Annotated in this window: 24 protein-coding genes and 1 tRNA gene; 18 read left to right on the forward strand and 7 right to left on the reverse strand. The window is 56.7% G+C overall.

Going from position 1 to position 26,205, the window contains the following annotated elements:
• The first annotated feature begins 20 nt into the window (after positions 1-20).
• The 11 genes from JZM60_RS06285 to JZM60_RS06335 all read left to right on the forward strand — a co-directional run bounded on the left by JZM60_RS06285 (position 21) and on the right by JZM60_RS06335 (position 9,814).
• Positions 21-794: a ParA family protein gene (locus JZM60_RS06285; protein ID WP_207164647.1), complete on the forward strand. Its 774-nt coding sequence runs from the start codon at positions 21-23 to the stop codon at positions 792-794.
• Positions 787-1,626 (forward strand): ParB/RepB/Spo0J family partition protein, encoded by an 840-nt coding sequence (locus JZM60_RS06290; RefSeq protein WP_207164648.1) that lies wholly within the window; start codon positions 787-789, stop codon positions 1,624-1,626. The genes JZM60_RS06285 and JZM60_RS06290 overlap by 8 nt, the downstream gene beginning before the upstream one ends.
• A 184-nt stretch (positions 1,627-1,810) precedes the next feature.
• Positions 1,811-2,236, forward strand: coding sequence for an ATP synthase F0 subunit B (locus JZM60_RS06295; RefSeq protein ID WP_207164649.1), 426 nt, complete (start codon positions 1,811-1,813; stop codon positions 2,234-2,236).
• Between the two features lies 1 nt (position 2,237).
• Positions 2,238-2,858 carry a F0F1 ATP synthase subunit B family protein gene (locus JZM60_RS06300; protein ID WP_207164650.1) on the forward strand — a complete coding sequence of 207 codons (621 nt, stop codon included), beginning with the start codon at positions 2,238-2,240 and terminating at the stop codon, positions 2,856-2,858.
• The gene (gene atpH, locus JZM60_RS06305; RefSeq protein ID WP_207164651.1) at positions 2,855-3,397 is read left to right on the forward strand and encodes an ATP synthase F1 subunit delta; all 543 of its coding nucleotides are present in this window, start codon (positions 2,855-2,857) and stop codon (positions 3,395-3,397) included. Before JZM60_RS06300 ends, atpH begins: the two co-directional genes overlap by 4 nt.
• An 8-nt stretch (positions 3,398-3,405) precedes the next feature.
• Complete coding sequence (gene atpA / locus JZM60_RS06310; protein WP_207164652.1) at positions 3,406-4,917, forward strand: F0F1 ATP synthase subunit alpha; 1,512 nt, start codon at positions 3,406-3,408, stop codon at positions 4,915-4,917.
• Positions 4,918-4,938: 21 nt separating this feature from the next.
• Entirely contained in the window at positions 4,939-5,802 is an 864-nt protein-coding gene (atpG, locus tag JZM60_RS06315) for an ATP synthase F1 subunit gamma (RefSeq protein WP_207164653.1), read from the forward strand.
• Positions 5,803-5,857: 55 nt separating this feature from the next.
• The gene (gene atpD, locus JZM60_RS06320) at positions 5,858-7,270 is read left to right on the forward strand and encodes a F0F1 ATP synthase subunit beta (RefSeq protein WP_207164654.1); all 1,413 of its coding nucleotides are present in this window, start codon (positions 5,858-5,860) and stop codon (positions 7,268-7,270) included.
• A 61-nt stretch (positions 7,271-7,331) separates the two neighbouring features.
• A complete protein-coding gene (locus tag JZM60_RS06325) occupies positions 7,332-7,748 on the forward strand; it encodes a F0F1 ATP synthase subunit epsilon (RefSeq protein WP_207164655.1) in 417 nt (138 codons plus the stop codon).
• A gap of 84 nt (positions 7,749-7,832) precedes the next feature.
• Positions 7,833-8,849: a 4-hydroxythreonine-4-phosphate dehydrogenase PdxA gene (gene pdxA, locus JZM60_RS06330; protein ID WP_207164656.1), complete on the forward strand. Its 1,017-nt coding sequence runs from the start codon at positions 7,833-7,835 to the stop codon at positions 8,847-8,849.
• Positions 8,846-9,814 (forward strand): transglycosylase domain-containing protein, encoded by a 969-nt coding sequence (locus JZM60_RS06335; RefSeq protein ID WP_207164657.1) that lies wholly within the window; start codon positions 8,846-8,848, stop codon positions 9,812-9,814. The genes pdxA and JZM60_RS06335 overlap by 4 nt, the downstream gene beginning before the upstream one ends.
• A gap of 126 nt (positions 9,815-9,940) precedes the next feature.
• Here JZM60_RS06335 and JZM60_RS06340 read toward each other — a convergent pair whose 3' ends face one another.
• On the reverse strand, positions 9,941-10,945 hold the full coding sequence (locus JZM60_RS06340) for a hypothetical protein (RefSeq protein WP_207164658.1): 1,005 nt from the start codon (positions 10,943-10,945) through the stop codon (positions 9,941-9,943).
• A gap of 181 nt (positions 10,946-11,126) precedes the next feature.
• On the opposite strand from JZM60_RS06340, the gene JZM60_RS06345 reads away from it, so the two are divergent.
• The 3 genes from JZM60_RS06345 (at position 11,127) to JZM60_RS06355 (ending at position 13,967) form a co-directional block, all read left to right on the forward strand.
• Complete coding sequence (locus tag JZM60_RS06345) at positions 11,127-12,749, forward strand: ATPase, T2SS/T4P/T4SS family (RefSeq protein WP_207164659.1); 1,623 nt, start codon at positions 11,127-11,129, stop codon at positions 12,747-12,749.
• 12 nt (positions 12,750-12,761) lie between these two features.
• On the forward strand, positions 12,762-13,832 hold the full coding sequence (locus tag JZM60_RS06350; protein WP_207164660.1) for a type IV pilus twitching motility protein PilT: 1,071 nt from the start codon (positions 12,762-12,764) through the stop codon (positions 13,830-13,832).
• A 58-nt stretch (positions 13,833-13,890) separates the two neighbouring features.
• Positions 13,891-13,967, forward strand: a tRNA-Pro gene (locus JZM60_RS06355).
• 68 nt (positions 13,968-14,035) lie between these two features.
• On the opposite strand, the gene JZM60_RS06360 is transcribed toward JZM60_RS06355, so the two are convergent.
• A complete protein-coding gene (locus JZM60_RS06360) occupies positions 14,036-14,857 on the reverse strand; it encodes a helix-turn-helix transcriptional regulator (RefSeq protein ID WP_207164661.1) in 822 nt (273 codons plus the stop codon).
• Between the two features lie 122 nt (positions 14,858-14,979).
• Between JZM60_RS06360 and JZM60_RS06365 the strand changes: the two genes are divergently transcribed.
• The 4 genes from JZM60_RS06365 to JZM60_RS06380 all read left to right on the forward strand — a co-directional run bounded on the left by JZM60_RS06365 (position 14,980) and on the right by JZM60_RS06380 (position 17,723).
• Positions 14,980-15,177 carry a helix-turn-helix transcriptional regulator gene (locus tag JZM60_RS06365; RefSeq protein ID WP_207164662.1) on the forward strand — a complete coding sequence of 66 codons (198 nt, stop codon included), beginning with the start codon at positions 14,980-14,982 and terminating at the stop codon, positions 15,175-15,177.
• Positions 15,178-15,537: 360 nt separating this feature from the next.
• The gene (locus JZM60_RS06370) at positions 15,538-16,365 is read left to right on the forward strand and encodes a hypothetical protein (RefSeq protein WP_207164663.1); all 828 of its coding nucleotides are present in this window, start codon (positions 15,538-15,540) and stop codon (positions 16,363-16,365) included.
• A gap of 105 nt (positions 16,366-16,470) precedes the next feature.
• Positions 16,471-17,124 (forward strand): hypothetical protein, encoded by a 654-nt coding sequence (locus JZM60_RS06375; protein WP_207164664.1) that lies wholly within the window; start codon positions 16,471-16,473, stop codon positions 17,122-17,124.
• Positions 17,125-17,417: 293 nt separating this feature from the next.
• Positions 17,418-17,723 carry a hypothetical protein gene (locus tag JZM60_RS06380; RefSeq protein WP_207164665.1) on the forward strand — a complete coding sequence of 102 codons (306 nt, stop codon included), beginning with the start codon at positions 17,418-17,420 and terminating at the stop codon, positions 17,721-17,723.
• 89 nt (positions 17,724-17,812) lie between these two features.
• Here JZM60_RS06380 and JZM60_RS06385 read toward each other — a convergent pair whose 3' ends face one another.
• The 5 genes from JZM60_RS06385 to JZM60_RS06405 form a co-directional block, all read right to left on the reverse strand.
• Positions 17,813-20,980 carry a UvrD-helicase domain-containing protein gene (locus JZM60_RS06385; protein ID WP_207164666.1) on the reverse strand — a complete coding sequence of 1,056 codons (3,168 nt, stop codon included), beginning with the start codon at positions 20,978-20,980 and terminating at the stop codon, positions 17,813-17,815.
• Between the two features lie 140 nt (positions 20,981-21,120).
• Positions 21,121-23,901: a PD-(D/E)XK nuclease family protein gene (locus JZM60_RS06390; RefSeq protein WP_207164667.1), complete on the reverse strand. Its 2,781-nt coding sequence runs from the start codon at positions 23,899-23,901 to the stop codon at positions 21,121-21,123.
• Between the two features lie 240 nt (positions 23,902-24,141).
• Positions 24,142-24,498, reverse strand: a complete 357-nt coding sequence (locus JZM60_RS06395; protein ID WP_207164668.1) for a DUF2493 domain-containing protein — start codon at positions 24,496-24,498, stop codon at positions 24,142-24,144.
• Between the two features lie 159 nt (positions 24,499-24,657).
• Positions 24,658-24,984 (reverse strand): hypothetical protein, encoded by a 327-nt coding sequence (locus tag JZM60_RS06400; protein WP_207164669.1) that lies wholly within the window; start codon positions 24,982-24,984, stop codon positions 24,658-24,660.
• Positions 24,985-24,992: 8 nt separating this feature from the next.
• Positions 24,993-26,186 carry a PD-(D/E)XK nuclease family protein gene (locus JZM60_RS06405; protein ID WP_207164670.1) on the reverse strand — a complete coding sequence of 398 codons (1,194 nt, stop codon included), beginning with the start codon at positions 26,184-26,186 and terminating at the stop codon, positions 24,993-24,995.
• Positions 26,187-26,205: the final 19 nt, after the last annotated feature.

Here is a 26,205-nt window from a genome sequence, read left to right on the forward strand (position 1 = left end):
TCCCGCAACGGTTGCCCAAAATGGCTAAGAAGATCTGCATAGCGAATCAGAAGGGTGGAGTCGGCAAGACAACCACCGCCGTCAACCTCGCGGCATCACTTGCCGCCGCGGAAAAGCGGACGCTCCTTGTGGATATGGACCCCCAGGGGAACGCCGGAAGCGGCGTCGGCATTGACAAGAGTAGCCTGACGGAGTCGGTCTATGATGCAATTATCAACGATGTTGATCCGGCAAGCCTGATAGTCCGCACCGACCTCGCCTGTCTTGATCTCCTCCCGTCCACAACTGATTTGGCCGGTGCAGAACTGGAGCTTGTCTCCGCCATGGCGCGGGAATGGAAGCTCAAGGAGGCGCTGTCGAGCCTCGACAGCCGGTATGATTATATTATAATCGACTGCCCTCCCTCGCTGGGGTTGCTGACCGTCAACGCCATGACCGCCGCCGATTCGGTTCTCATCCCGCTTCAGTGCGAATATTACGCCATGGAGGGGCTTTCCCAGATCATTAAAACCATCAAGCTGGTCCAGAAGGGGCTTAATCCGGCGCTTTTCATCGAGGGGATTCTTCTCACCATGTATGATGGGCGTATAAACCTCTCCCGGCAGGTGAGCGAGGAGATTCGCGCCCATTTCGGTGCCCTGGCATTCGAAACCGTGGTGCCGCGCAATGTGCGGCTATCCGAGGCGCCGAGCCACGGTCGTCCCATCATTTTGTACGATATCACCTCGAAGGGTGCCGTCACTTATCTGGAGCTTGCCCGGGAACTCATGAACAGGGAGGCGAACCATGGTTAAGAAGACCGGACTCGGAAAGGGGATGGCAGCCCTTCTTCCGGTCGTGGAAGAGGAAGGCAAGCGCTACTTCTCCTGCCCCATCGAAGAGATTCGTCCCAACAAAAACCAGCCTCGCAAGACCTTTACCGCCGATAAGCTGGAGGAGCTTGCCGCATCCATTCGCGAGAAGGGGATCATTCAGCCTCTTGTAGTGCGGAAAAAGGGTGACCACTTCGAGCTGATCGCAGGGGAACGCCGCTGGCGGGCCGCTCAGAAGGCGGGCCTCCGCGAGGTTCCGGTGGTCATTCAGGACGTATCAGAGGATACCGCCCTGGAGATGGCCCTCATCGAGAACATCCAGCGGGAGGACCTGAACGCCGTTGAGGAGGCCGAGGCCTATCACTCCCTTATGGAGAACTTCAGCCTGACTCAGGAGGAGCTTGCCAGGCGGGTCGGTAAGGATCGTTCCACCGTTGCCAACTCGCTGCGGCTTTTGAAGCTTCCCGGCGACCTCAAGAAGGATATTGTCGAAGACCGGCTCGCCATGGGGCATGCAAGGGCAATGCTTTCCCTTGATACCGAATTGCAGATTCGCGAGGCCAGGGACGCAATCATCAAGGGGAACCTCACCGTACGCGAGGCGGAGAGCCTCGTGAAACGCATGAAAGGCGGCCGGAAACCGGCAGTCAAATCCGTGTCCGCCGAAATACATGCTGCCGACCTGGTGGAGCAGCTGCAACGCCGGTTTATGACGAGGATAGCCGTACGTAAAAGCGGCAAGGGCGGGAAAATAGAAATTGCTTACGGCAATCAGGATGAGCTTGAGAGAATTGTTGAAATCCTGATGGGTTGAGCTGTCGGCACTGTGCCCCGGCTTTTGATTCTAATGGAGTTGGGCGGATAAATTTCTTGACACACTTGTTTATTATGTGATAGCTAACGTCTGTTTAGCGGCAGCACGGCCGTATTTTTTTTTGATACATGTATATAGCAACAGGCTACACAAATAACAGCGGTGGATTTTACGGAGTGGCAGCGTGATAACTTTAGATCTTACCTTTGTCATTCAGCTTGTGAACTTCCTGGTTCTCATGCTCGTCCTGAACATCTTCCTTTATAAGCCGATCAGGAAGGTCATGGCGGATCGGAAGGGGCAGATTGACGGCGCAAAAGAGCGTGCCGCGGCTGTTGATAAAGACGTGCAGGAAAAGATGGCTCTTTACGAGACCCGGTTGCGCGAAATCAAGTCGAAGGCAGGCGCCGAGCGCGAGGTTCTCAGGGGTGATGCTCTCCGGGAGGAGGCTGCCATTCTTGAGAAGGCCCGCAAGGAGGCCGCTGATTCTCTCTCCTCCATTAAGGCGAAGGTTGCGAAAGAGACTGTCGAGGCTAAAGAGTATCTGACGGTTCAGGCCCGTTCCCTGTCCCTTGAAATCTGCGAGAAAGTCCTTGGGAGGAGTCTGTAACATGGCATATGGGTTCAAGAAAAGCGGGCTCCTGAAGCCTATCGTCTCGACGGCTGCCATTTGTCTCGTGCTGGCCGGCATGGCGGCGCTCGGCTTTGCTGCCGAGGGGGGCGAGGGTGCCCACCACGTCGACACCGGCAAGCAGATGAAAGACTTCATGTGGCGGGTAATCGACTTTGTCGCGTTGCTCGGCATCCTTGTCTGGGCACTCAAGAAGGCTAATGCCAAAGGTGCTCTCGCTGACCGGAGTGCGGCCCTTGAGAAGGCTCTCGGAGAAGCAGAGGAAGCGAGGGCTGCTGCCGAGAAAAAATTTGCCGAATACGGCGAAAAGCTCGAAAAGGCAAACCAGGAAATTGATGAAATCTATGCTGCCATCCGCAAGGAAGGGGAGCTGGAAAAAGAGCGGATAATCGCAGAAGCCAAGGTTACTGCGGAGAAGATTCGCGAGCAGGCCGCCGCCACCGCCTCCCAGGAGGTCTTCAAGGCAAGGATTGCGCTCCGCGAAGAAGCTGCCAGCCTTGCAGTGCAGATGGCTGAACAGTCCCTGCGCGAAACCATAAAAAAAGATGACCAGGACCGGCTGGTTAACGACTATCTTACGAAGGTGGAGAACTTACATTGATCTCGAACGCTATTGCACGCCGCTACGCCAAGGCCTTGGTGCAGCTCGGCGCGGAAGAAGGGGCGGTTGATCGGTTCGGCACCGAGCTGGGGCAGTTTGCGGCGCTCCTAGAAGGAAATGCCGACCTGTCCGCGGTCCTGAAAAGCCCTGCTTACCGCATTGAAGCCAAGAAGGAAATCCTTAAGGATATCCTTGCGAAGCTGAACCTTTCCGGCACCGTTGCCAACTTCCTCCAGGTCCTTCTTGACCGGGGAAGAATAGGTTTTGTGCCGCAGGTTGCATACAGCTATGCCACATTCGCCGATGAGCTCTCCGGTGTCATGCGCCCGGTCCTCACTTCGGCGTTCCCCCTTGAGGATGCGCAGGTGGAAGGGGTGAAGAATGCCCTTGCCAAGGCAACGGGCAAGCAGTTGAAGCTCACGGTTGAGGTTGACTCGTCGCTCATAGGCGGCGTGGTTGCCAAGATTGGCGACAAGGTTTTTGACGGAAGCGTACGGACCCAGTTGAACAGGATTCAGGATATATTACAGAAGGGGTGAGAGGTTCCATGGAAATCAGAGCCGAAGAAATCAGCGAAATTATCCGCAAGCAGATCAAGGAGTACGGCAAGGAGGTCGAGGTAGCCGAGACCGGTACCATCATCTCCGTCGGTGACGGTATCGCCCGCATCCACGGCCTGGACAAGGCCATGGCCGGCGAGCTCCTGGAGTTCCCCGGCGGGGTCTCCGGCATGGTTCTCAACCTCGAAGAGGATAACGTCGGTGCGGCGATCCTTGGTGAAAACAACGAGACCATCAAGGAAGGCACTACCGTCAAACGGACCGGCAAGATCGTCGAGGTTCCGGTCGGCGAGGCCCTTGTCGGCCGCGTCGTCAATGCAATCGGCCAACCCATCGACGGCAAGGGCCCCATCAACACCACCACCTTCGGTAAGGTGGAAGTGAAGGCCCCCGGTATCGTCAAGCGGAAGTCGGTACATCAGCCGATGCAGACCGGCCTGAAGGCTATCGATGCAATGGTTCCGGTCGGCCGCGGCCAGCGGGAGCTCATCATCGGCGACCGCCAGACCGGAAAGACCGCCGTTGCCATCGACACCATCATCAACCAGAAGGGCGGCGACCTCATCTGTATCTATGTCGCCATCGGTCAGAAGCGCTCCACCGTAGCCCAGGTGGTGAGCAAGCTTCAGGAGCACGGGGCGATGGATTACACCATCGTTGTTTCCGCCTCTGCTTCCGAGCCGGCACCGCTCCAGTACATCGCTCCCTACACCGGTGTAACCATGGGCGAGTTCTTCCGCGACAATGGCAAGCATGCCCTGATCATCTACGATGACCTTTCCAAGCAGGCCGTTGCCTATCGTCAGCTTTCCCTGCTCCTTCGCCGTCCGCCGGGGCGTGAAGCTTACCCGGGCGACGTCTTCTATCTCCATAGCCGTCTCCTTGAGCGTGCAGCAAAGCTCTCCGATGACTGCGGCGCCGGTTCCCTTACAGCATTGCCGATCATCGAAACCCAGGCGGGCGACGTTTCCGCGTATATTCCGACCAACGTCATTTCCATTACCGACGGCCAGATCTACCTGGAGAGCGATCTTTTCTACTCCGGCGTTCGCCCGGCCATCAACGTCGGTCTCTCGGTTTCGCGGGTCGGTGGTTCCGCCCAGGTCAAGGCAATGAAGCAGGTTGCCGGTACCCTTCGTCTGAACCTTGCCCAGTATCGAGAAATGGCTGCATTCGCCCAGTTCGGTTCAGATCTTGACAAGGCGACCCAGATGCAGCTGGCACGGGGTGAGCGTCTCGTTGAGATTCTCAAGCAGCCCCAATACCGCCCGATTCCCAACGAGAAGCAGGTTCTAATTATCTTTGCCGCCAACAACGGCTATGTAGATGATTATCCTGTTGCATCTCTCCGTCGTTACGAGAGTGAACTCTACTCCTTCTTTGACGGCCGGAAAGCCGATGTTCTTGCTGAAATCCGCGACAAGAAGGCTATTGATGATGATCTTAAGGGCAAGATTGTTGCCGCCCTTGAAGAATTCAAGAAGGAATTTACCGCGTAATCTAAGGACGGTCCTCCAGATATGGCAAGCCTGAAAAGCATAAAAAAACGTATTGTTTCGGTAAAAAATACCCGGCAGATAACCAAGGCCATGAAAATGGTCTCTGCCGCGAAGCTGCGTCGCGCCCAGGAAAATGTGGTTGCTGCCCGTCCCTATGCCAAGAAGCTTGGTGAGGTGCTGGAGCGGTTGGCCAAGAGCCAGGACGAAAACGCAAGCCCGCTGCTTCAGAAAAGGGTCGGCCAGAAGGCTCTCCTGATCGTGGTGACATCGGACCGTGGCCTCTGCGGCGGTTTCAATGCCAACATCTGCAAGGCTGCCGAGCGTTTTGTCCGGGAGAAAAAGGGCGAGTATGCCGAAATCTCCATGATGACGGTTGGCCGTAAAGGTTTCGAGTTCCTTAAGAACCGTCAGACCATTTACAAGAACTTCGGCAACGTTCTTTCCAACCTCAGCTACCCGACGGCAGCTCTGCTGGCCCAGGAAGTTATCGACGGGTACCTCGCGGAAGAGTATGACGAGGTATTCCTGCTGTTCAACTCGTTCAGAAGCGTAATGTCACAGGATATCACGCTTGAGCAGTTGCTGCCGATTGTGCCTGAAGCTTCTGCGGAAGATGAAGATGTTGCCGAGTACATTTACGAGCCGTCGCAAGGTGCGCTGCTGTCTGAACTTCTTCCCAAGCATATTGAGGTGAAGGTGTTCAAGGCGCTCCTGGAGTCCGTGGCTTCTGAGCACGGTGCCCGCATGACTGCCATGGACAGTGCGTCCAAGAACGCAAACGAAATGATAGCCAAGCTGACCCTCCAGTACAACAGGGCCCGCCAGGCCGCCATTACGACCGAGCTTGTGGAGATTATCTCCGGTGCTCAGTCGGTAAACGGATAAGCAATCTCACGATTATAAAATAGGCCCGGCACGGGCCGCAGGAGGAAGAGGCACAATGAGTCAGAATTTCGGTAAAATTTCTCAGGTTATCGGCGCGGTTATCGACGTCGAGTTCGAGCCGGGCAAACTGCCTCCCATTTACAACGCCCTCCGGGTAACCAGCCCGGCCATTGATGATAAGGAATACAATCTGGTGCTCGAAGTTGCGCAGCACCTTGGCGAGAACTCTGTACGGACCATCGCGATGGATTCCACCGACGGCCTCGTTCGCGGCCAGGCAGTACTCGATACCGGCAAGCAGATTTCGGTACCTGTGGGCCGCAAGACCCTCGGACGTATTCTTAACGTAATCGGCGATCCCGTCGACGAGATGGGTCCCGTTGGCGCCGAGAAGGAATACGGCATCCACCGTGAAGCCCCCGCTTTCGTTGACCAGTCCACCAAGGTAGAGGCTTTCACCACCGGCATCAAGGTCGTTGACCTCCTCGCACCTTATGCACGGGGCGGCAAGATCGGCCTCTTCGGCGGCGCCGGCGTCGGCAAAACCGTTCTCATCATGGAGCTCATCAACAACATCGCCAAGCAGCACGGTGGTTTCTCCGTTTTCGCCGGCGTTGGCGAGCGTACCCGTGAAGGAAACGACCTCTGGATGGAGATGAAGGAGTCCGGCGTTCTCGACAAGGCCGCCCTCGTCTACGGCCAGATGAACGAGCCGCCGGGAGCCCGTGCCAGGGTTGCACTCTCCGCGCTCTCCATTGCTGAGTATTTCCGTGATGAGGAAGGGCAGAACGTTCTCCTCTTCATCGATAACATCTTCCGTTTCACCCAGGCCGGTTCCGAGGTTTCCGCGCTTCTCGGCCGTATCCCTTCCGCCGTTGGTTACCAGCCTACTCTGGCAACCGAGATGGGTGAGCTTCAGGAGCGGATCACCTCCACCACCAAGGGTTCCATCACCTCGGTTCAGGCCATTTACGTTCCGGCTGACGACCTTACCGACCCTGCTCCGGCAACGGCTTTCGCCCACCTGGATGCAACCACGGTTCTTTCCCGTCAGATTGCCGAGCTTGGCATCTACCCGGCCGTTGACCCCCTCGACTCCACGTCGCGGATTCTCGACCCCCAGGTAATCGGCGAAGAGCACTATGCCATCGCCCGCCAGGTTCAGTACGTTCTCCAGAAGTACAAGGACCTCCAGGACATTATCGCCATTCTCGGTATGGACGAACTCTCCGAGGAGGACAAGCTGGTCGTTTCCCGCGCCCGGAAAATCCAGCGTTTCCTCTCCCAGCCATTCCACGTGGCGGAAGCCTTCACCGGCAGCCCCGGCAAGTACGTCGAGCTGAAGGACACCATCAAGGGCTTCCAGGAGATCGTTGCCGGCAAGCACGACGATGTTCCCGAGCAGGCTTTCTACATGGTCGGCACCATCGAAGAAGCTCTGGAAAAAGCAAAGAAACTTGCTGCCTAAGGTACACTTGACCTCGTCGCGGGGGAATCATGGGATTCCCCTGTAAAAAGGATGAAGATAGATGGCTGAAAAACTTAAAGTCGATCTGGTAACACCCTACAAAAAAATCCTCTCTGAAGAGGTTGACGAGATTACTGCTACGGGAGCCCTCGGCGAGTTCACGGTTCTCCCCGGACACGCGCCGTTTCTCACCTCGCTGAAAATCGGCGAACTTGCCTATAAGCAGGGAGGCCAGAGCTTCCACCTGGCGCTCAACTGGGGCTACTTCGAAGTTGAGGACGACAAGGTTACCGTTCTTGTTGAGACGGCCGAGCGTGCCGACGAGATCGACCTGGAGCGGGCCAAAGCCGCACTGGGCCGCGCCGAGGAGGCACTGAAGCATCTCAGTCAGGAAGACAAGAGCTACAAGATTCAGGAAGCGGCCCTGGAAAGAGCCCTTATCCGTATGCAGGTGGCTTCTAAATCTGCCGGAAAATAGCATTACCAAACATGTAGCGAAAAGAGCGGCTTTGCCGCTCTTTTTTTTTAACTGTAGTCCGCGACATCCTGTTATTATTCGACCATGTCAAATACAAAGCCCCGTATTGTCATAACCATGGGAGACCCCTCAGGGGTCGGACCGGAAATAATCGCCGCCGCCCTTGCTGATCCCTCCATCAGAAGAATCTGCCGACCTCTCGTCATCGGTGATGCCGGCGCCATGGCCAGAGGGATAGCAATTGCCGGAACCGATCTTAGAGTGTTGCGGTCCTCTTCCTTCATACCTGAGGATTTTTCTGACGCACTTCCGATACTGGAGATAACGAACCTTGCGGATGAGGATATGCGCTTCGGCAGCCCTTCCATTGCCGGCGGTGAGGCCATGTTCCGCGCCATTTGCGAGGCGGCTCGGCTTTGCCTGGCCGGGGATGCCGATGCGATTGCCACCGCCCCCATCAGCAAGGAGGCTATGAACCGGGCAGGGCATTTGTATCCGGGACATACGGAGCTCCTCGCCGAACTGACAGGTGCGGAGCGGGTCGTAATGATGCTGGCGGGAACGCAGTTGCGGGTCACTCTCGTTACCATCCACGAGTCGCTGGCCGATGTCCCGCGCCTCGTTACGTTTGAGGGAGTTCTGGATACGGTACGGATTACCCACCGGGACGTTCATCGCTATTTCAAGCGTGATCCGCGTATCTCGGTTCTTGCCCTTAACCCTCACTGCGGCGAGGGAGGAATGTTCGGCGACGAGGAAGGACGGATTATCGCTCCCGCCGTTGAGGCTGCCCGTCGGGAGGGAATAGATGTTGTTGGGCCCCTTTCCGCCGATACCCTCTTCCATTTCGCCGTGCAGGGGGACTATGACGCAGTGGTGTGCATGTACCACGACCAGGGGCTCATCCCGCTCAAGCTCCTGCATTTCGACGATGGAGTCAACGTTACCTTGGGCCTTCCCATTATTCGTACATCGGTAGATCACGGTACCGCCTATAACCTGGCGGGTACCGGCAGGGCGTCGGCGGAGAGTATGAAAGCCGCCATACGCATGGCCGCCGATATGGCTCTGGTCAAGGCATCGGGGGAAGGTGAGCTGTGAACGTCAAGAAAATACTATATCTGATCATCGGCGTCGGGGTTGCCTATGCCGCCTATATCGCCGTTTCGCTCATGTCCCTGCCGTCGGTGGAGGAGCTCAAAGACCGTCGCATGAACATGACCATCCAGGTGAAGGATTGGCACGGCGAATATCACCCGTTCAAGGTCGGCCCCCAAAACCGCTACTGGACATCTTCCAAAAGCATCCCGCCCGAAATGAAGTGGGCTGTTATCCTTGCCGAGGACTCCAACTTTTACAAGCATGAGGGGATCGACGTTAAGGCGATCAAGAACGCAATCAAGTACGATCTCGAAAAGAAAAGCTTCGCACGGGGAGCTTCGACCATAACGCAGCAGGTTGCCAAGAACCTCTTCCTCTCCCGCGAGAAGACTCTGACCCGCAAGGTGAAGGAGATTGTCCTTGCCAAGAGGATGGAAGAGGAACTGACAAAGGGTAGAATCATCGAACTTTATCTGAACGTGGTGGAGCTTGGCCCTATGGTGTATGGCATAGGTCACGGTTCCCGCTACTATTTCGGCAAGCCCGCATCGGCCATGACCCCCCGTGAGTGTGCCTTTCTGGCCGCAATGCTGCCGGGCCCCAGGGTGGCGTACAACCCGTACAAGAACCTGAACAAAGTGCTGAAGCGGTCAAACATGATCCTTCGCCTCCTGCGGAACAAGGGAGTTCTCACGGCGGCGGAGTATCGGCAGGCCATGGGGCAGGAGCCCAACGTGAGCGGGTTGCAGCAAAAGGTTGATGAAAGTATCGAGAAGGAAGAAACAGCCTTCGACAACACATCGGGGGCCACTGTGGTATCTGACGTGGTGCCGGAGCCGGTCCCGGCGGCAGAACCATCATCCGGAGAGGTGCCTGCGACGGAACCTGCGCAGGAAATAGAGACGCCTGGCCCCCAAGAGGGGGGTGCGGGAGCAGTTCAACCGGTTAAGAATGAGCCTAAATAGGAAAAGGGCGGGGAAATCCCGCCCTTTCTGCGTCTGAGGGTCTGAAACGTTTGAAATGTCTACAATAGGGCAACAAAGCAAAATCCGGGATGATGCTTCAAACGGTGATTATACAGCCGTACCCAACTAAATGCGATATTCTTCGATGGTTGGGTCCGAAAACTCGTTGGGCACAACAATAACCCGTTCGGAGCCGTCGATCTCCACCTTTACCCGGCATTCCGTTCCGGCTTCGGCCCGGGTATAGCGTAAAAGGAGCTTGGCCGAGGTCTCCAGGAGTGCGTCGTCCACAGTGCCCATGACTACACCCAGGGGGCTCGAACCCTCGATCCAGCGCAGGGCTGCTTCGCCCGGCTGGATGTTGCGGAAGAGGAGTTCGTTCTCTGTTTCGTTGCGGCCGATGAGGGCCTTGGTCCGGGGGGCGACCCGGAAGTGGCGCGCCACCTTCAAAAGCCGGAAATCCCGCAGATTAAGCTGATCCGAGTGGTCGAACACGTCCCGGACCTTGGAGACGAAGGAGACCTCGGTCAGGAGGCAGCCGCCTGCGGGGCAGGGATAGTTCTTAACGTCCAGATCTTCGGCCAGCTGCATTTGCTCCTTGCGGGAGCGCCCCTGTATGGACAGCAACTTTTCGCGGTCCACCCACCCCTCTTGTTCGGGGATTGTGGGTTCGAAGTGCTTGGCTGACAGGGGGCGCAGCAGTCGGCCTGCAAGTCCGCTCTCCCGTTCGATGATGTCGAGGGTGTGGCGGCGCTGGCTCATGGGGCGCTGGCCCAGCACCTCGCCGGTTATGACGAAGTCGGCGCCGCTCTCCGCCAGGTATTCCTTGGCCTTGCGCAGAAGGAAGATGCGGCAGTCGATGCAGGGGTTCATCCCCTTGCCGTAGCCGTGCTTCGGGTTGCGGACCAGCTCCAGGTACTCGACCCCCTTATGCATGACCTTGATGGGGATGCCGAATTCTTCCGCCACGCGGATTGCTTCCGATTTGCATCCTGCGTTTTTTCCGGTACAGGTACAGAAGGGGGATGTGAAGTTGAGGGCTTCGACCTCGATCCCCTGCTCAAGCATTACCTTGACCGCAAGGGTGGAGTCGAGTCCTCCGGATAGGAGGGCGAGGGCTTTTCTTTTCATGGAACGCTCCTGGGGTGCCATGACGGGCGTCAGCAGATGCGGGGCCGGTCACGGAACCGAAAATTTTTCATGAACCTAGCACAGGGATAGCGCCCTGTAAAGGGGGAGCGGCGGGACAAGTCGAAAATATTCCTCAAGAATTATCTTGATCTGGCCGATTTAGACTAGAGGGAGGATGACCATGGATAGCATCGTACGGCCGGGGTCCCTGGGGGACATACTCTTCCGGTGCCAAATCATCACCGAAGATGACATCAGGGCAGCCCTAGACGAACAGCAGCAGTCGGGGTGCCGTTTCGGCGAGGCGCTGGTGAATCGGGGAATCGTGGCCCAGGAGGATATCGACTGGGCACTCTCCAACCAGCTCAACATTCCCTACGTGCGGCTCAAGCCGGATATGGTGGACCAGGGGGCGGCAGCCCTGGTTCCCGCCGCCTTGGCGCGCCAGTACAATCTTATCCCCCTTGTCGCCACCGGCGACGAAGTCAGCATCGCCATCGCCGATCCCCTGAATACCTCTGCGCTGGCTGCGGTGGAGAAGGCGGCCGGTTGTGCCGTATCGGTTTCGGTGGCTCTGCTGCGCGAGATTCGCGAGATGCAGGAGCTCATCTATGGCCCGCCGGAGGAATCCGATTCCCTCGGATTCGTGTCGGCCAGTTTTCCGGCCACCGTACTTGCGGCCATCAACCACGACCTGTCAGGCGCCAAATTCGTAGATTATCTCTTGCTCTTCGTGCTTCAGCAGAAGCTTTCGTCCCTTTCCCTCCAGCCCCTGGCGGACTCGGTGGCCATTGTCTGTCGCCGGGGCGGCATCGGACGCGAAGTGGGGCGTCTCTCCCTCACCCACTATCCCGAAGTCGTCATGCGGGTGAAGAAACTGGCCAAGCTGGCTGGGGGCGAGTTCGCCTCCCGTGGCGCCTTCGTCTTTTCCTGGAAAGGGCGGACTATTCCATTTCATGTGGCCCTGTTGCGGGGCGAAGGGGGGGATTGCCTCACCTTCCGAATGCGTGTCGATTCCGTATTTCCCGATACGGTTGCCGATATGGGACTTCCGGAAGAGATGGAGAACCGCTTCTCCGAGCTGGCGGCATCTGACCGGGGTGTGGTGCTCGTGGGGGCCCACGAGGAGGACATACGGGTCAGGCTCATGGGGCTCTTCCTTCAGGAGTGTGACGCCGCCGGCAAGACGATCATCGTAATCGGGCAAGGGTCGGCGCTGGGGGGCAAGCGGTATACCCGCGTGCCGATACCTGCCGGCACCGCCGTCGAGGATGTGGTCGCGGCGGCCTTCGAACATGACCCCGACATTCTCGTTCTGGAAAATGTGGCCGACGGCCAACCCTTCGGGGCCGCCGCGCGGGCCTCGCTCCACGGGACCCTTGTGGTTGCGGGGGTTCCCTGCCGCGACGGCGGAGGAGCCCTGCGCCAGTTGATTACCTTCCGCGACCGTCATCTCATGACTCCGGCCCAACTGCGCGGAGTCATCGTCTGCACCGGGGTGCGTACCCTCTGTCCCAACTGCCGCACCACTGTCCCGGCACCTCCCGGCGAAACCGGTCTCACGTACCGCGCGGCGGGATGTCCGGCCTGCGGCCAGACCGGTTACGCGGGGACCCGTTTCCTCATGGATGTCATCGCCTTCGACCAGCAGTTGAAGGAGCGCTTCGAGACGGCCCGCACCGACGGCGAGTTGCTGGGGTATCTGCGGGAGCATGGATGGAGGGGAATCGCCGAGGAGGGGAGAAAGCTCCTTGCAGAAGGGGTCCTCTCGCAGGAAGATTATTCGGCCTCCCTATTCAGTTGATGGAGAAAACACATGGCACGCATAGACGCACTTTTTAAAATGCTCAAGGAACAGGGCGCTTCCGACCTCCACCTCTCCTCCGGGTCCCCTCCCATCTTCCGGTTGCATGGAGAGATGGCCCGGCAGAACTTCAAGCCCCTCACACATGAGGAACTGACAGCCATACTTTACGAGATTCTCACCGAGAAGCAGAAGGCCGACTTCCAGGAACGCCACGATCTCGACTTCGCCTACGCCATCCCCGGCCTTGCCCGGTTCCGGGGGAACTACATGATGACCCACCGGGGGATCGCCGCGGTCTTCCGGATCATTCCCAGCAAGATCCTCTCGGCCGATGATCTCAGCCTGCCCGAAGGGGTCCGGCGGATGACCCAGTTCAAGAAGGGGCTCGTGCTGGTTACCGGCCCAACCGGCTCGGGGAAATCCACGACCCTGGCCGCCATGATCGACCTCATCAATGCCACCCGCAAGGAGCACATCCTCACCCTGGAGGACCCCCTCGAATTCATCCACGAAAACAAGATGTCGCTCCTTAACCAGCGGCAGATCGGCGAGCACTCCATGACCTTCACCGCCGCCCTCCGGGCCGCCCTGCGGGAAGACCCCGACGTCATCCTCGTCGGCGAGATGCGGGACCTGGAGACCATCGGCCTTGCCATGAGCGCCGCCGAGACCGGCCACCTGGTTTTCGGGACGCTCCACACCAACTCGGCGTCCAAGACCATCGACCGGATCATCGACGTCTTCCCCACCGACCAGCAGGAGCAGACCCGGGCCATGCTCTCCGAATCCCTCAAGGGGGTCGTCTGCCAGCAGCTCCTGAAAACCGCCGACGGCAAGGGACGGGTGGCGGCCCTGGAGATCATGCTCGGCACCCCGGCCATCGGCAACCTGATCCGTGAGGGAAAGACCTTCCAGATCCCCTCCATCATCCAGACCGCCAAGCGTGACGGGATGCAGCTCATGGACCAGCATCTGCTGGACCTCTTCAAGACCAAGCGGATTACCGCCGAAGAAGCCTACCGCTGCGCCCAGGACAAGAAGCAGTTCGAGCAGTACCTGGCGGAGAAGCCGGCGCAGTAGGGTGAAAAAAGCCTTGCCAGGGTATGTAATCACATGATATAGAAAATGACTTCTGTGTCGGGGCGTAGCGCAGCCTGGTAGCGCACCTGCTTCGGGAGCAGGGGGTCGGAAGTTCGAATCTTCTCGCCCCGACCATAAAGATCAAGGGGTTACGGCAAATGCTGTAACCCCTTTCTTCTTTTATGGAACCTCTTGTGGAACCTTTATTTGTTCCAGCTTGTCTTTACTTGTTTAATCGACGCGCGTATGAGCTTTGACGCACTGCATTTGATGTTTGTGAATCCTGAGTGCTTCGAGACTTCTTTGGCTAAGTAATTAGCCATGGTCTCGAGATCATCATCCATGATGGTATCTCTATTCTTGGCAATTTCCCTTCCGAAGCGTTTCAGTAACCCCCCGAGCGTAAAGTCGTCGTCTCCTTCGCTCTCAAGCCCGCCAAGCCTATCATACAATCTGCTGCAATCAGGATAATGTCTGTAATTTTCGTGCAGGTTTTCTGCAATCGCACCAACAAGCGCACCCCATCCGCCATTCGGTAGAATCTTTCCGAGATCAGTTGCGCTCACTACCGAGGCCCTGATTGAACTCGACAGGAGGGGTTCGAGTGATTTGTCGCAGGTTAAGAGATAATTGAGTTGCCATTCATTGCTGTAGGGGTCGTTGCCGCAAAGCCAAAAAAATTGATTTTCAGATGTTTGCCCTTTTGCCGAGAAAACAATGCCAATTTCGCTGAAGAGGGCTGAGATGCCGTGGTTCATATCCACTGCAAGGTCTTGCAAATGTTTCGGATGGCCTGGAGCAATGGGCTTCCACAAGGCGTAATCCGGGGGATATATGCCTTCCAGCAAATATTCAGCGCTCACCTCAAATAACGTTGCTAGCGCTAGAGCGGTGCGTCTGGTTGGCAGTTTGTCCTTTTCCCACAACATTACTGAAGCACGGCTTACATCTGCAAACTCTGCAAGTGTTTGCTGCGTAAAGCCATTTAAAATTCGGAGTATTTTGATTCGCTCTCCAGAAGTCATGTCTGCAACGTAGCAAATCGGGGGCTAATATTTCAATGCTAAATTGAATGATAAAAAATATTGACAAAACGGCTCGTATTATTTAGCGTTGAATTCAACCTTAAATAAAGATGGGGGGCTCTATGGAACCACTTATTGCGGACAAGACGTTGCGTGAAGAAATCGTGGGTGTATCGGCTGTGACCTGGTGGCATTATCGCAAAAACGGCATGCTTCCACCCGCGATAAAGTTCGGCAGGCGTTATTACTACCGTCAACAGGATGTTGAACGCTGGCTCGCGGAAAGAGTTGGGCGTACCGCCGAGTCGCAAGCTGAGTAGGTTCTTGGTATGTCTCTACTCGCCAGCGCTCACCAAAATCCAGAGCATGCCGAGTTGGTTTCGGGCATCGAACATCAGAACGATGCTCTTCGTGCTCCGGTCACACCCCGGTGTGACCCCGGTATGAGTACGGTCAGACCGTGTGAGCCAGACCTGGATTGTCTCTCAGACGGCAAACATGCTGATTTTTCGATGAGAGCGGAAGGTATGACTTCTGTCAGTCGGGAGTCCGACCGTCATCGCACCCCCGTCACCCCACCGTGTGACCCCCTCATACCAAGGGGGCATACCCTCTCCAGGAAACAGGCTCTTGTGCTGAATGAGTTGATACACAATCCGTCCAGAATGACGAGTTACAGCATGATCGGGTCTGCGCTGGGGTTGTCAAAGCCGGCTGTCCGAGATGCCGTGGAAAAGTTGTGCTGCAAGGGGTATATTTCCCGGCCGGAGACCGTAAGAGACGGCGTCTTTCAGGGATTCCGGTATTGGCTTGATGTTGAATTGTGCCGGCAATTCGTCGATTCAGGCGGCGTAAGTAATGAAAAATTCCACGGCCCCTCTCACACCCATGTCACACCCCCTACTCATACGGTCCGACCCCCGTCATTCCCCCCTCACACCACGTTTAGTAGTAGTTCTGAACAAAAACTAACTACTCATGCAGTGAATTTGGAAGATCCAGAGCTGAGATGGTGGAAAGAACAGGGGGTACGCCCACGTCAGATTGAATCGTGGCTTGAAGAGTTCAAGATAACGGCAGACGAGCTCACCATTTCCCTCAGATATGCGCGCTTTGATGTTCTGGTCAACGAAATCAAGGTGGGTGGTGCGCCTATAAACAACGTTCTCAACTGGTTCTACCGGATTTTATCAAAAGCAGGAATGTATGCGCGGCCGGCCAACTACAAGTCGCTTTATGAAATGCGGGCAGAGGCGTTACGGGCCCAGCTTCAGCAGGACGAGGAGGTTTGCCGGCAAATAAGGGAGCTCGAATGCGAGGCACAATTCAGGCAAATCATGTCCGATCCGGAGGGTGAAGACTATCAATCGCTCCTGTCGCAGGTTTCTGATTTCACAGTAAACCTGAACAGCAAGACCGTGCTGGAAAGAGAACTGAAGGATATTTTCCTCTCGAAGGTTGAGGAAGAACATAGTGTGCCGAGTAAATTGACTTATATTACAAAGTAATAAATCAAAATTTGGCAAAAAACAGAGCCGTCTAAATGGCTTATATTTCTCTACGTAAAATACAGTATGAGAAATATAAATAAATAAGCCGCCAAGGAGAATGAAATGCAGGCTGTTGTTGGAGCTGCCGGTGAGGCAAGAGCCAAACTGGTGAGACTGATTTACGAGTCATACATGTCAGGATTGAGCGTGCTGGAGATCACCCGTATTATGGGAGCCAGAACCTCAGATTATTCCTATACGGTATTGAGGAAGGCGGGGGCGATTAGTCCTCTAAAACGCGGTAAACCGCCAAGCATTGACTTGCCCGCGGGTTTGAGTAGTGTTTTTGAACAGAAAAAATTTTCTTTTGTCAAATGGTGCAATTTCTGGAAATTCTCGCTGGATGAGGCTCTTGATGCTCTTAGGAAAAGCGATCTAGTTGGAGAGTCGGATAGAGTCTTGGAAATCCACCGCGCCTTCAAGAGAGATTTCCCTGACCACTATACCAAGCTGTATCCGGACAGCCCGTTCGCGTATCTCAGCGTGGTGCGCCTGAAGCAAGGGCTCGTGAGGGATGCAACAAAACTGGACTTGGGGGTTTGCTGGGATAGTGACCGGCACTGCTTTGTGGCAAAAATCGTTGACGAAGGGATTGAGGGGTATGGAGACTCTTGGGCAAAGGCCGTGGGGGACCTTGAGCAGGTCTGGTGGATTACAAAGTCAGTAAAAAGATTGACGGATGCGATCGACGATTTGCTCGCTGCCGTTCCGGACTGAAAATAAGAAAAACAATGTCCATATTCGGATTGTCATGGGCGGCCAAGCTGTGTTCTAAAGTGCTGACCAGCGACTTTGCTGGTCACGCCTGCTACAAGCCAGGCCTGCGTCGAAGTGATCGGTGAAACCAGTGCGAAGCTCATCGGAGATAGGGGCGTGCACAGGTTCAGGCCACTGCCTCGCATGCTGCCGCACTGAGCCACTACCAGCCAGTTGCTGTGCCCGGTTATGACACATGCCTGTGCAAGCATCAAATTCAGCAGCATTAAATCCGAAGGGGGTCTTGAGAGAACATGAATAAACCTCCAATCCGTATAGAGGAAGATGCATCAGGGTGGACCGTCACGGTCAACGGGCAGGAGTTTTCCGGCTATATCGTCGATTCTCGATGCGATACCTGTCACTCGGTGATCGTCTACGACATGTATTACGATTCCATGTTCTGCCCTGCGTGCAACGAGTGGACGGAAAAGTATCCGATCTGTTCGGATGAGAACTGTCCTTTCTGTAGCAAGAAACGGCCTGAACGGCCGCTTCGGGAAACGGTGGATGGTGCTCCGGCCCCAGAGTTGCCGTTTGTAATCGTACAAATGCCCTGATTTTTCGTTATGCCTCAATTACCCGGGGAAAGAAGGGACACGGTATGCGGTCTATGGCTTCCATATTCCGTAGTTCCCTCGGCATGGCATTATCCGATGGAACATTCAGGTAGCGGAGCAAGAGAGATGACCCCGCAGCTGATCCAGTTCACCGCAACGCCACGCACCGGCTTGCATGACTGGGCACTGCCAAGGGCCGCGGCGTAGCAGCGAAGCTGCGGCAGGTAATGGAGGAACCGGTTGTTGAAGTCATCGGTCTGGTCTGATTTGTGATCGATGACCCAGAAGCCGTCAGCGGTTTCCACGAACATATCAGCGGTTCCAGTGACAACCGTGCCGTTTTCATCGAGGGTAAGAATCGGGATTTCCGATTCCAGCCCCACCGGCGCCAGTTCCTGGGCCAGCCAGGCATCGAAGGCCGCAACCACAGTAGAAATGGCTGTTATCTGCTCCTCGCTCAAGGCTAGGTCGACAGCATCCTGCAAGAGATTGCGCCGTTCCGCGTGTCCGCTCAACAGCTCGAAGCAGCGATGGAGCAATGTTCCCCGTGACGCGGCATCCAGGCCCGGGAATTCGCACTGCAGGCCACTGCCGTACCTGACAAGGCGCACCTCCGGCAATTTAGAAACGGGCATCCCTTCGAGGGATGAAGGAGTTGCCGCCTCGGGGGTGAGGTTTTCCGGCATCTCTTGTGGGACAATCGCCACTCGGCCATATGCCGGCAGGGCGGTGCCGGCGCAGGTTCCCTCAATCTCTGCCGCTTCCTGTCCGACAGTGGTAATTGTGCATGTGACCGCATTGCCCGCAACACGCATCATATCCTTTTCCAGATCAAGCCCTGCCGATGAAACGAGCAGATCCCAATAGCTGTCGCCGGCTTTTCCCCTCTTGTACTCCGGCCATTCGAGGATGACCTTCTCCCGCGCCCGGGTAAGGGCCACGTAGAGAAGCCTCGTTGCGGTGTTCTTCGCGCCTTCCAGCAGGTTGGCCCTGAAGGCATCGCATGTTTCCGGGGCATCGAAGGCGGGGTGGATTTCTATCCGTGCACTGTCAAGCAGGGCATCCAGTTCGCTGAAATCATTGTAGACGACCCGTGTCTCCGGCAGGCGGGGGTGGTAGCTTCTGTCCATGCCGCAGACGGCAACGATGGGCCATTCCTGCCCCTTTGACTTGTGCCAGGTGGTGAGAACCACGGCATCTTCGTCGATGACGGTCGCTTCCGGCTGCGTGTTTTCCCGCTCAATCCGGCCTTTCAGCCAGGCCTGGAAGGTCTTGACGTCCGAACCGTAATAGCCGCCGCAGGCCATGGCGTCGCGATTTGCGTTCCGGAACTCACGGCATTCCTCTTCAAGGCGCAGCAGGTTGGCCCGGGCCTGTCCGGCGTCGGGCCACCGGGTAATGGTGCCGTAGAGGTCGAGGGCGGCGATGATTTCGACCAGGAGATCCTCCACGTGGCGGTCCTGGCGTCCGTTCGCCACAGCGCACAGTTTTTCCAGCACCTGATCGGATATTTTGTCGTGGTCCATCAACTCTGCAAGGGCGGATTCCAGGGTATGGCTGCCAAGCTCCGTTACGGCCAGGTAGAGGGCGGCGTGCCGGTCTCCGGGATCTGCCACGAAGCTGAGGGCATTACACCCCAGTTGGACGATTCGTGATTCATGCCATCCCTCCTGGGCGATTTTGCAGCGGATTCCTGCATCTCTCAAGGCGGAAGCGTAGGTTTGCAGCCGCTTGTTGGTGGGGCAGATGATGGCGATATCGCCTCCTCGAAGCCTGCGATGCTCTTTCCGGTGCCGGTCGAATATCTCGATGCCGCTGTCCAGCAAACCGGTCAGGTGAGCAGTGGTATGGGATGCCCAGACGCTCTCCGACAGGGTCTTGTCTCCCGCCCGGATCACATCGAGGGGAGGATCCACCGTGCTGGTGTAGTCTGCCTCCGCCGTAAGCGGCGTGTAGTCATCAAAAAGCCCGGTGCCCACCAGATTGATCCAGTGCATCAGTTGCCTGGATGAGCGGTAGTTTCCGGTCTGGGGCCTGGTTGCCGAAGGATGGCGATTGACCAGCTCCTGCATGAGGCGTGGGTCTGCCCCCTGAAAGCCCATGATGGCCTGTTTCAGATCACCCACGATGATGGTTTCAACGCCCTTGCGGGTAAGGGACCAGAGGAGGGAGAACTGCAACGGGTTGGTATCCTGGAATTCATCCACCACCAGACAGTCAACCCTTTCCCGAAAGGCTTCGGCAACCGCCTGGTTAGTGCACAAAAGGCCATGGGCCAGGGACAGCATGTCGGTGAAATCCACAAGCCCCCGCTGCTGCTTTTCCTCGCCATAGCGGTTCAGGCATTCGGAAGCAGACTGGATAAGAGCCGTGGCGTGGTTCAAGGCATCCTGCAACGGGCCGGGATGCAGAGGCAGGGCATGGGCCGCGGCCATGACCTCTTCAGCCAGGCCGTCATACCCTGCGGGCAGCTTGGTGTTGCGATTGGAAATCCGCAGCTTGCGCAGCGACTTCCAGAGCTTCCAGTCGGTGTCCAGCGCCCTGCCGCCGGAGGCGCGGCGCAGTTGATGGAAATTGGCGCGCAGTTCCTCACGGGCTGATTTTACGGCGCTGTAGTCAGGCGACAGGTCTTTCGGAAATTCCCTCAGCAGGGCCTCTACGGCGGAAAGAAGGGCTGCCTTCAGGTGTTCGGCAGCCCGGGTGTCGCCGTAAAGCCCGCGAATCGCATCCTTGGCCGGCGCAATCAGGTCGGCCGCCGTTCCCGTCCTCCCTATGCCCCGCAGCGTGCCGATAAAGGAAAGCATCCGCCCTCGGAAAGACTCTTCCGCGGTCGCGTTACTGCTGAAATTGTAGCGGTAGCCGTATTGGTCGAGGTTCTCCATCAGGGCGGAAGCGTCGTCAGAATGGGCCAGGGCGCGACTTACCAGCATCCCCTGTTCATCGTCATTCAGCATGCGGGGCGAGGGAGACATGCCGCCGTCAAAGGCGAATGCCGTGATGAGGCGCAGACCGAAACCGTGAATGGTCGTGATATATGCCTGATCAAGTTTCTGGGCCTGCTCCAGCAGGTTTTTCCCTATCAGCGCTGCCCGTATCCTGCTCCTCAACTCGGCGGCGGCTGATTCGGTAAAGGTGACGGCCACGATCTTTTCTGGGGCGAGGCCGTTCTCTATCCGCTTGGCAAGCTCGTTCTGCAGGAAATAGGTCTTGCCCGAGCCTGCCCCGGCGGGGACGATGGTGAGGTTTGGCAATGTCATGGTCTGTCCTTGTGATTCAGGTTTTCAGTCTGTCAACGCCGGCAAAGCCTGGGCGGCGTTGCTCGTAAGAATCTATTGTGCCTTTCTGAACTGTTTTACAGAAATAGTGCATCCTCTGTATAATTTGGGATTTCGTAAGTTTATTTTTCCTTCATCCACATCCCCACCAACGGACTCACCTTCAAGGCATACGCAGATATCCCCCGCTTATCCTTGAATTCCTTCTCATCGGTGGTGGTATTCAACTCAAGGTACCCCTGTCGTAATTGGGCAAAACGCTCCTGTATAAGTTTCATGGCATTGCTTGAGGTGCTGTTTTGCATCTCCTCAAGGTTGCCGATGTTCCCCGGCAGCCAGCCTGTGGTATCGGCCAGGGCGGTCTGGTCGTTCATCAGGTAGTAGAGGGTGCCGATCTCGCCGGTGTCTCTGATACCCGCCAGTTGTTCCGACAATCCCGCAGGCGCCTTTTCCGGCTTCTCCAGCCCGCCGGTCCTGATCATGGTGCGGTACAGTTCTGCCTGATGGTCGTAGCCCACCTCCATTCGTTTGCGGCGGTCATTGCTGGAGGACTTCTTGTAATCGACCACGTACAGCCGGTTGGGCGGCAGCTCAAGCAGCAGGTCGGCGTTGCCGTGAATCGGAACCCCGTACAATTCACCCTTGAGCGAAATCTCCACCGCTACCGGCCGGGCGCCGGCATGAAACAGTATTTCCCGCCACTGAAGGGCTGCCTTGACGATTTCCTGCTCCAGATGTTTTCGCTCCACCTTCCATTCCCGGCGATGAAGAAACGGCATGATCTTGGTAATCTGCCTCTCCAGCAAGGCCGGGACCTGAGTCTCGATCCTCTCCCTTTCGGGCAGGGGAACTTTCGGATCAAAGAGCAGCTCGAACACGGCATGGGCCAAGGTGCCCTTTGCCTTGATATCAAGGGATTCTGGCTGCCAGTCGCGGGGCTCCACCCCCAGCCGTTCAAACAGCCAGGCAAGGGGGGATATCATCAGTTTTTCAAGCCGGCTGGGGGATTCTGGCTTCAGACTGCCATCAGTCCCCTTGTTCAGCTCCAGCAGGTTTCTGTCAAACTTCAGGTCTTGGGGATCGGGGCTGCGGGAGGCTTGCTGATCCTTGCGGGGCGCCGGCGGAAGCCCGACGGCCCTGGCGCGGTCTGATGCACTGTCAAGCTCCAGTACCAATTCATCTTCATCCCTGACATCGGAAAACAGGGCGGCACTGAAGGTTATGGCGGCGGATGGGGACAGGGGTTTGCCCAGTGGATCGCGGCGGGGGACGAGAAAGGTTGCGTGGTCCGACGCGCTGCGAAGCTGCCGGAGGAACAGTTGGCGCTGCTGACGGTTCTGTTCCGCGGCGGTGACCAGTTCAAGTCCCGCAACGGTACGGAACAACTCCAGCTCCTGATCGGTGAAGAGCGAGAAGCCTGCGGTTTTCCGGGGGTAGTGCCCGTCATGGCAGCCCAGAACAAAAAGCCGCCTCACCCGGCGCCAGGGTTCTTCCCCTTCGTGAAAGACGGCGACACCCTCCCGGTTGAGATCCTTTCCACGATGTACGGGAATGTTTCGGGGAGTTACCGTCTTGCGTAGTTCATTCCAGGGGATTTCCCCCGATTTCCCGTTGAGACACTCGATAAGCGCGGCACAGCACTGCTCCAGCTCCATTCGATGCGCGAACAACGGTGAGGAGCGCTCTTCATCGGTCAGTCGCCTGGCGCCGGCCCCGCTCAATTGGGCAAGGCGCTTCAGGCGTTCACGCACCTCATCACAACTATGAACTTTGTTGCGAATGATCTCCAGCATGGCACGGGCGTCGTCGGTGCTGTCGACGCCAGCTTCGAGAGCAAAGGTATGGTTGATGACTTCCTGGGCAAGGCGGTTCCCGGCGACGCAATCCCATGGCATGAGGGGCGATGTGAGGAGCGATGCCAGGGCGATTACCGGTGCCGGCTTGTCGAGACTGAGCAGGAAATTGAAGACCGCCTCCCGCCCCAGATCGCGTCCGGTGGCTTCGGAGGCAAGACCCGAGACGGGGATTCCCGCCATGGTGAAGACGGTCCGAACCGCGGTGTCGTACCGTTCATCAGTGGGGAGCAACAGCGCCAGATCGGCCATGGCAAGGGAAGGGTCCTCCGCCAAGGACTGCTGCACCATCCCGGCGGCCACTTCAACTTCCTGGAGGTAATCGCGGACGGCCAGCCACTGGAGCGTGCTGTCTCGCCAAGGCTTGCTGTCCGGCATGGCAAACAGGTGTCGCTGAAGGTGCCCCAGGGCCGTGCCCGCTGGCGCGGCGGCAGGCTCTTCTGCAAGACACGCCGCCAGTGCAGGATCTTCACACGCGCCGGCATCCCGGTTGAGTTTGTCGACCAGAGCCCGCTGCCAGGGATTGAGCACCGGCCACCCTTCCCGATGGTATACCCGGACCGGGCGGAGCAGTCGTTCTGTACTCGAATCCAGAATCTGCCGGATGACGGCAAGGTGGGGAGGGAGGAGATTCCCCAGGGCGGTGCGAAGCCGCGCCAGATCCGCGTGATGTCTCGCCGACCGTGGCGGGAGCATGGACGGATTTATGGCGTCAAGCCGGCCGGCGGGACCCGCCCCTTCCAGCAGCGTTACCAGGGTCCGTTCCACGGCGTCTGCGATCTGCTGCCGGTCCGACTGGGCATGGTGGAGGCTCTTGCTCCAGAAGGAATCGGATAGGGATTCGAGGGCGGAATCGAGGCGTGATTGCCACTCATCGGGAGAGGAAGGGAGGATGTAGCTTTTTTGCGCCAGGCTGACGAGTTCCGGCCACGTACCGACCTGTATTCCCACGCGGGCACTGGCGGCCGCCACCGCGCGGCGAACCTTGCGGGCCGCGGACTTGTCCGGTACGAGGATGAAGTGGACAACTGCCTGTCTGGTCATGGCCATGCTTACCTCGGTGAGAGTCAATTTCTGTTGCCGGAAATCGGATGCGCGCAACATACTGCCATTATTGTGCTTTTTGTGTCTCTTTTGATCTTCCGACAGCTGTTGAAACCGCGCAAACCATGCCGAAGGCGAGCCAATCTCCGGTGGTTTTTTACAGGTATCCCGTTTACTCGACACCGCCAGGGGCTCATTTGGCGTTATGTGTTCTCCGTCTCGTCTCGGGTTTCCAATCGCTGGGATTTATCTGTCGAGGGTCACCACCTGAACCGCGATCCCCTTTTTCCGTGCACACTCAATCATGTGTTTTGTCCCCCGGGATGCGCCGTTCCAGATGGCGATCAGGGCATCACCCATTTCCGCCATCAGCTCGTTCCGCTTCTTCCCGGCACCCTGGCGGTAGCGGCCCCAATCAGCCGGAACCCGGATATGCTCTATCCCGTGCTCCTCGGCATAGCGCGCGGCAAGGGCATCAACACCGCAGGCGCCACCCTCGATGATGGCCGATACCTCCAAACCGTTGGCCCTGGCTTCGTCGACGGCCCTGCGGACAACCTCGTAATCAGTGATGGTTCTGCTGCCGGCGATGATGACGTTCATAAAAACCAGTGAAATGGCGCCACGGAAGTTACTTCATCAGCTCTTCTTCCAGATCATCCCAGTCCTGCCGTGATGGCGGATTCTGTCGTATAGCTTCAGGCATTTGGCGACGGTGCGCTCAGCGCGCTCCTTCGTCATTTGTTCAGCCTGCATGTCACCTCAGTCCTTTCCCTTCAAGCGTACGATCCTTTCGCCAGGATTGTATTCAATCCAGTTGCAGGGGAGGGTTGGACCATGGGCGTCAACCACGCAGAGGTCCTTCCAATACAGTTCACCTCTTCGTCTGCCGGTTGGCCTGAACCCCTGCTCTTGCCAACTATTGATGATCAATTCTACGTCCATCGGATTCATGGCTCCGATGCGGTAGAGGTAATTGTCATGACTGGTGTTGTCGGCGAGATGCCGGTGAAAGCCATCAAGGCCGATGTGGTTTATGATGGTGGCGATGGGAATGATGACGCTCAGGCATTCGAGGGGGATGGCCATGGAGTTCCTCAGCAGAAGTTATTGATTGTCTCTTGGATGTCTTGCTTTTTAGCTTCAATTTGAGTGGCAAACTTGACCACCAGATCAGAGAGTTCTTCCAGGTTCATGTTTTTTGGCAAAGCCTTTGCCCGGTAGAGGAAAGTACCCCCAAACTTCAAGAAGTTGCCTTTTTTCTGGGAATCAGGCCTGATATTGCCGGACCCGCAAACCTGTGAGAAATCAAACCAAGCCTTTTTATTCAACAGTTCCTCCGCAACATTTCCCAGATTGACCTTTCCACCAATAGTTTCAACAAACAGCCGGAGGTCAGAGCCTTGAATCTGGATTCCCACGACAAAAGGACCCTGCTCTGGGGATACTATATATTTCAGATCAAACCCACCGAGGCTGCGGGTCATGAATGAGTGCAGGAAGACGTCTCCGTGCGACCCCTTCAGGAAATCTTTGCCTGAGAGATCTGTCTTGCTCGCGGGTAGTTTTGCGGAAACCGCCTCGACAAGCTGTCCGTACCTTAACTTTCTGATTACGTCTGTAATTCTGAGATCGCTGAAATCTCCGCTTTCATAAAAGAAGCTCTGCCCCTGCTCCACTAAACTGTTGTTTACCAATTCGGATAAAGCGCGGATTGACGCTATATAGTCCTTCAATATGCAACCGTCATAACCTGTTATGGAATTTGAGGCCTCTTGCAGCGCATCGGCCAGCTGGCAGTATGACATGCATCCCCAGGTGAAATTCCGGTTGCCTCCGCCATCTATCGTAATACTCTTTCCTGTTCCGCAGAACCGTGGCGGAGTCAGGCTCAATATCAAACACTCGATTTTTTCAGGGTGCTTCTCATTTGAGAGTTTTCTTGAATATTCTTCGAGTTGAGCCTTGCTCGGAACCGCTTTAACCTTATTTTCGATGACGAGCTTGTGGTCTCCACTGAATCTGATAGTCAGGTCGAAATTATTTTTTTCCCGTTCAGCAGCTTCAAAGGCCGCTTGTTTCGGTATTCCTCCCATCCAGCCTGAAAAGGCCGCCATTGCGTGACCGGAATAGTTGTTCCAGAACCATGCCAGGAAATTGCTGTGGAACAGCTCCTTGGCCCCCAATGACATGGCAAAAACAGGAGATCCTTTGAGATACTCAACTGGTTGTTTCGTTTGGTTTATAACGCAATCCGTTCTCGTCATAGAGTTGTCCTTTTCCTCGATCATGCGGTCCAGCAATGCCATC

Origin of the sequence: Geobacter benzoatilyticus, from assembly GCF_017338855.1 — a bacterium.
In the GTDB taxonomy this organism is placed as follows: Bacteria; Desulfobacterota; Desulfuromonadia; order Geobacterales; family Geobacteraceae; genus Geobacter; species Geobacter benzoatilyticus.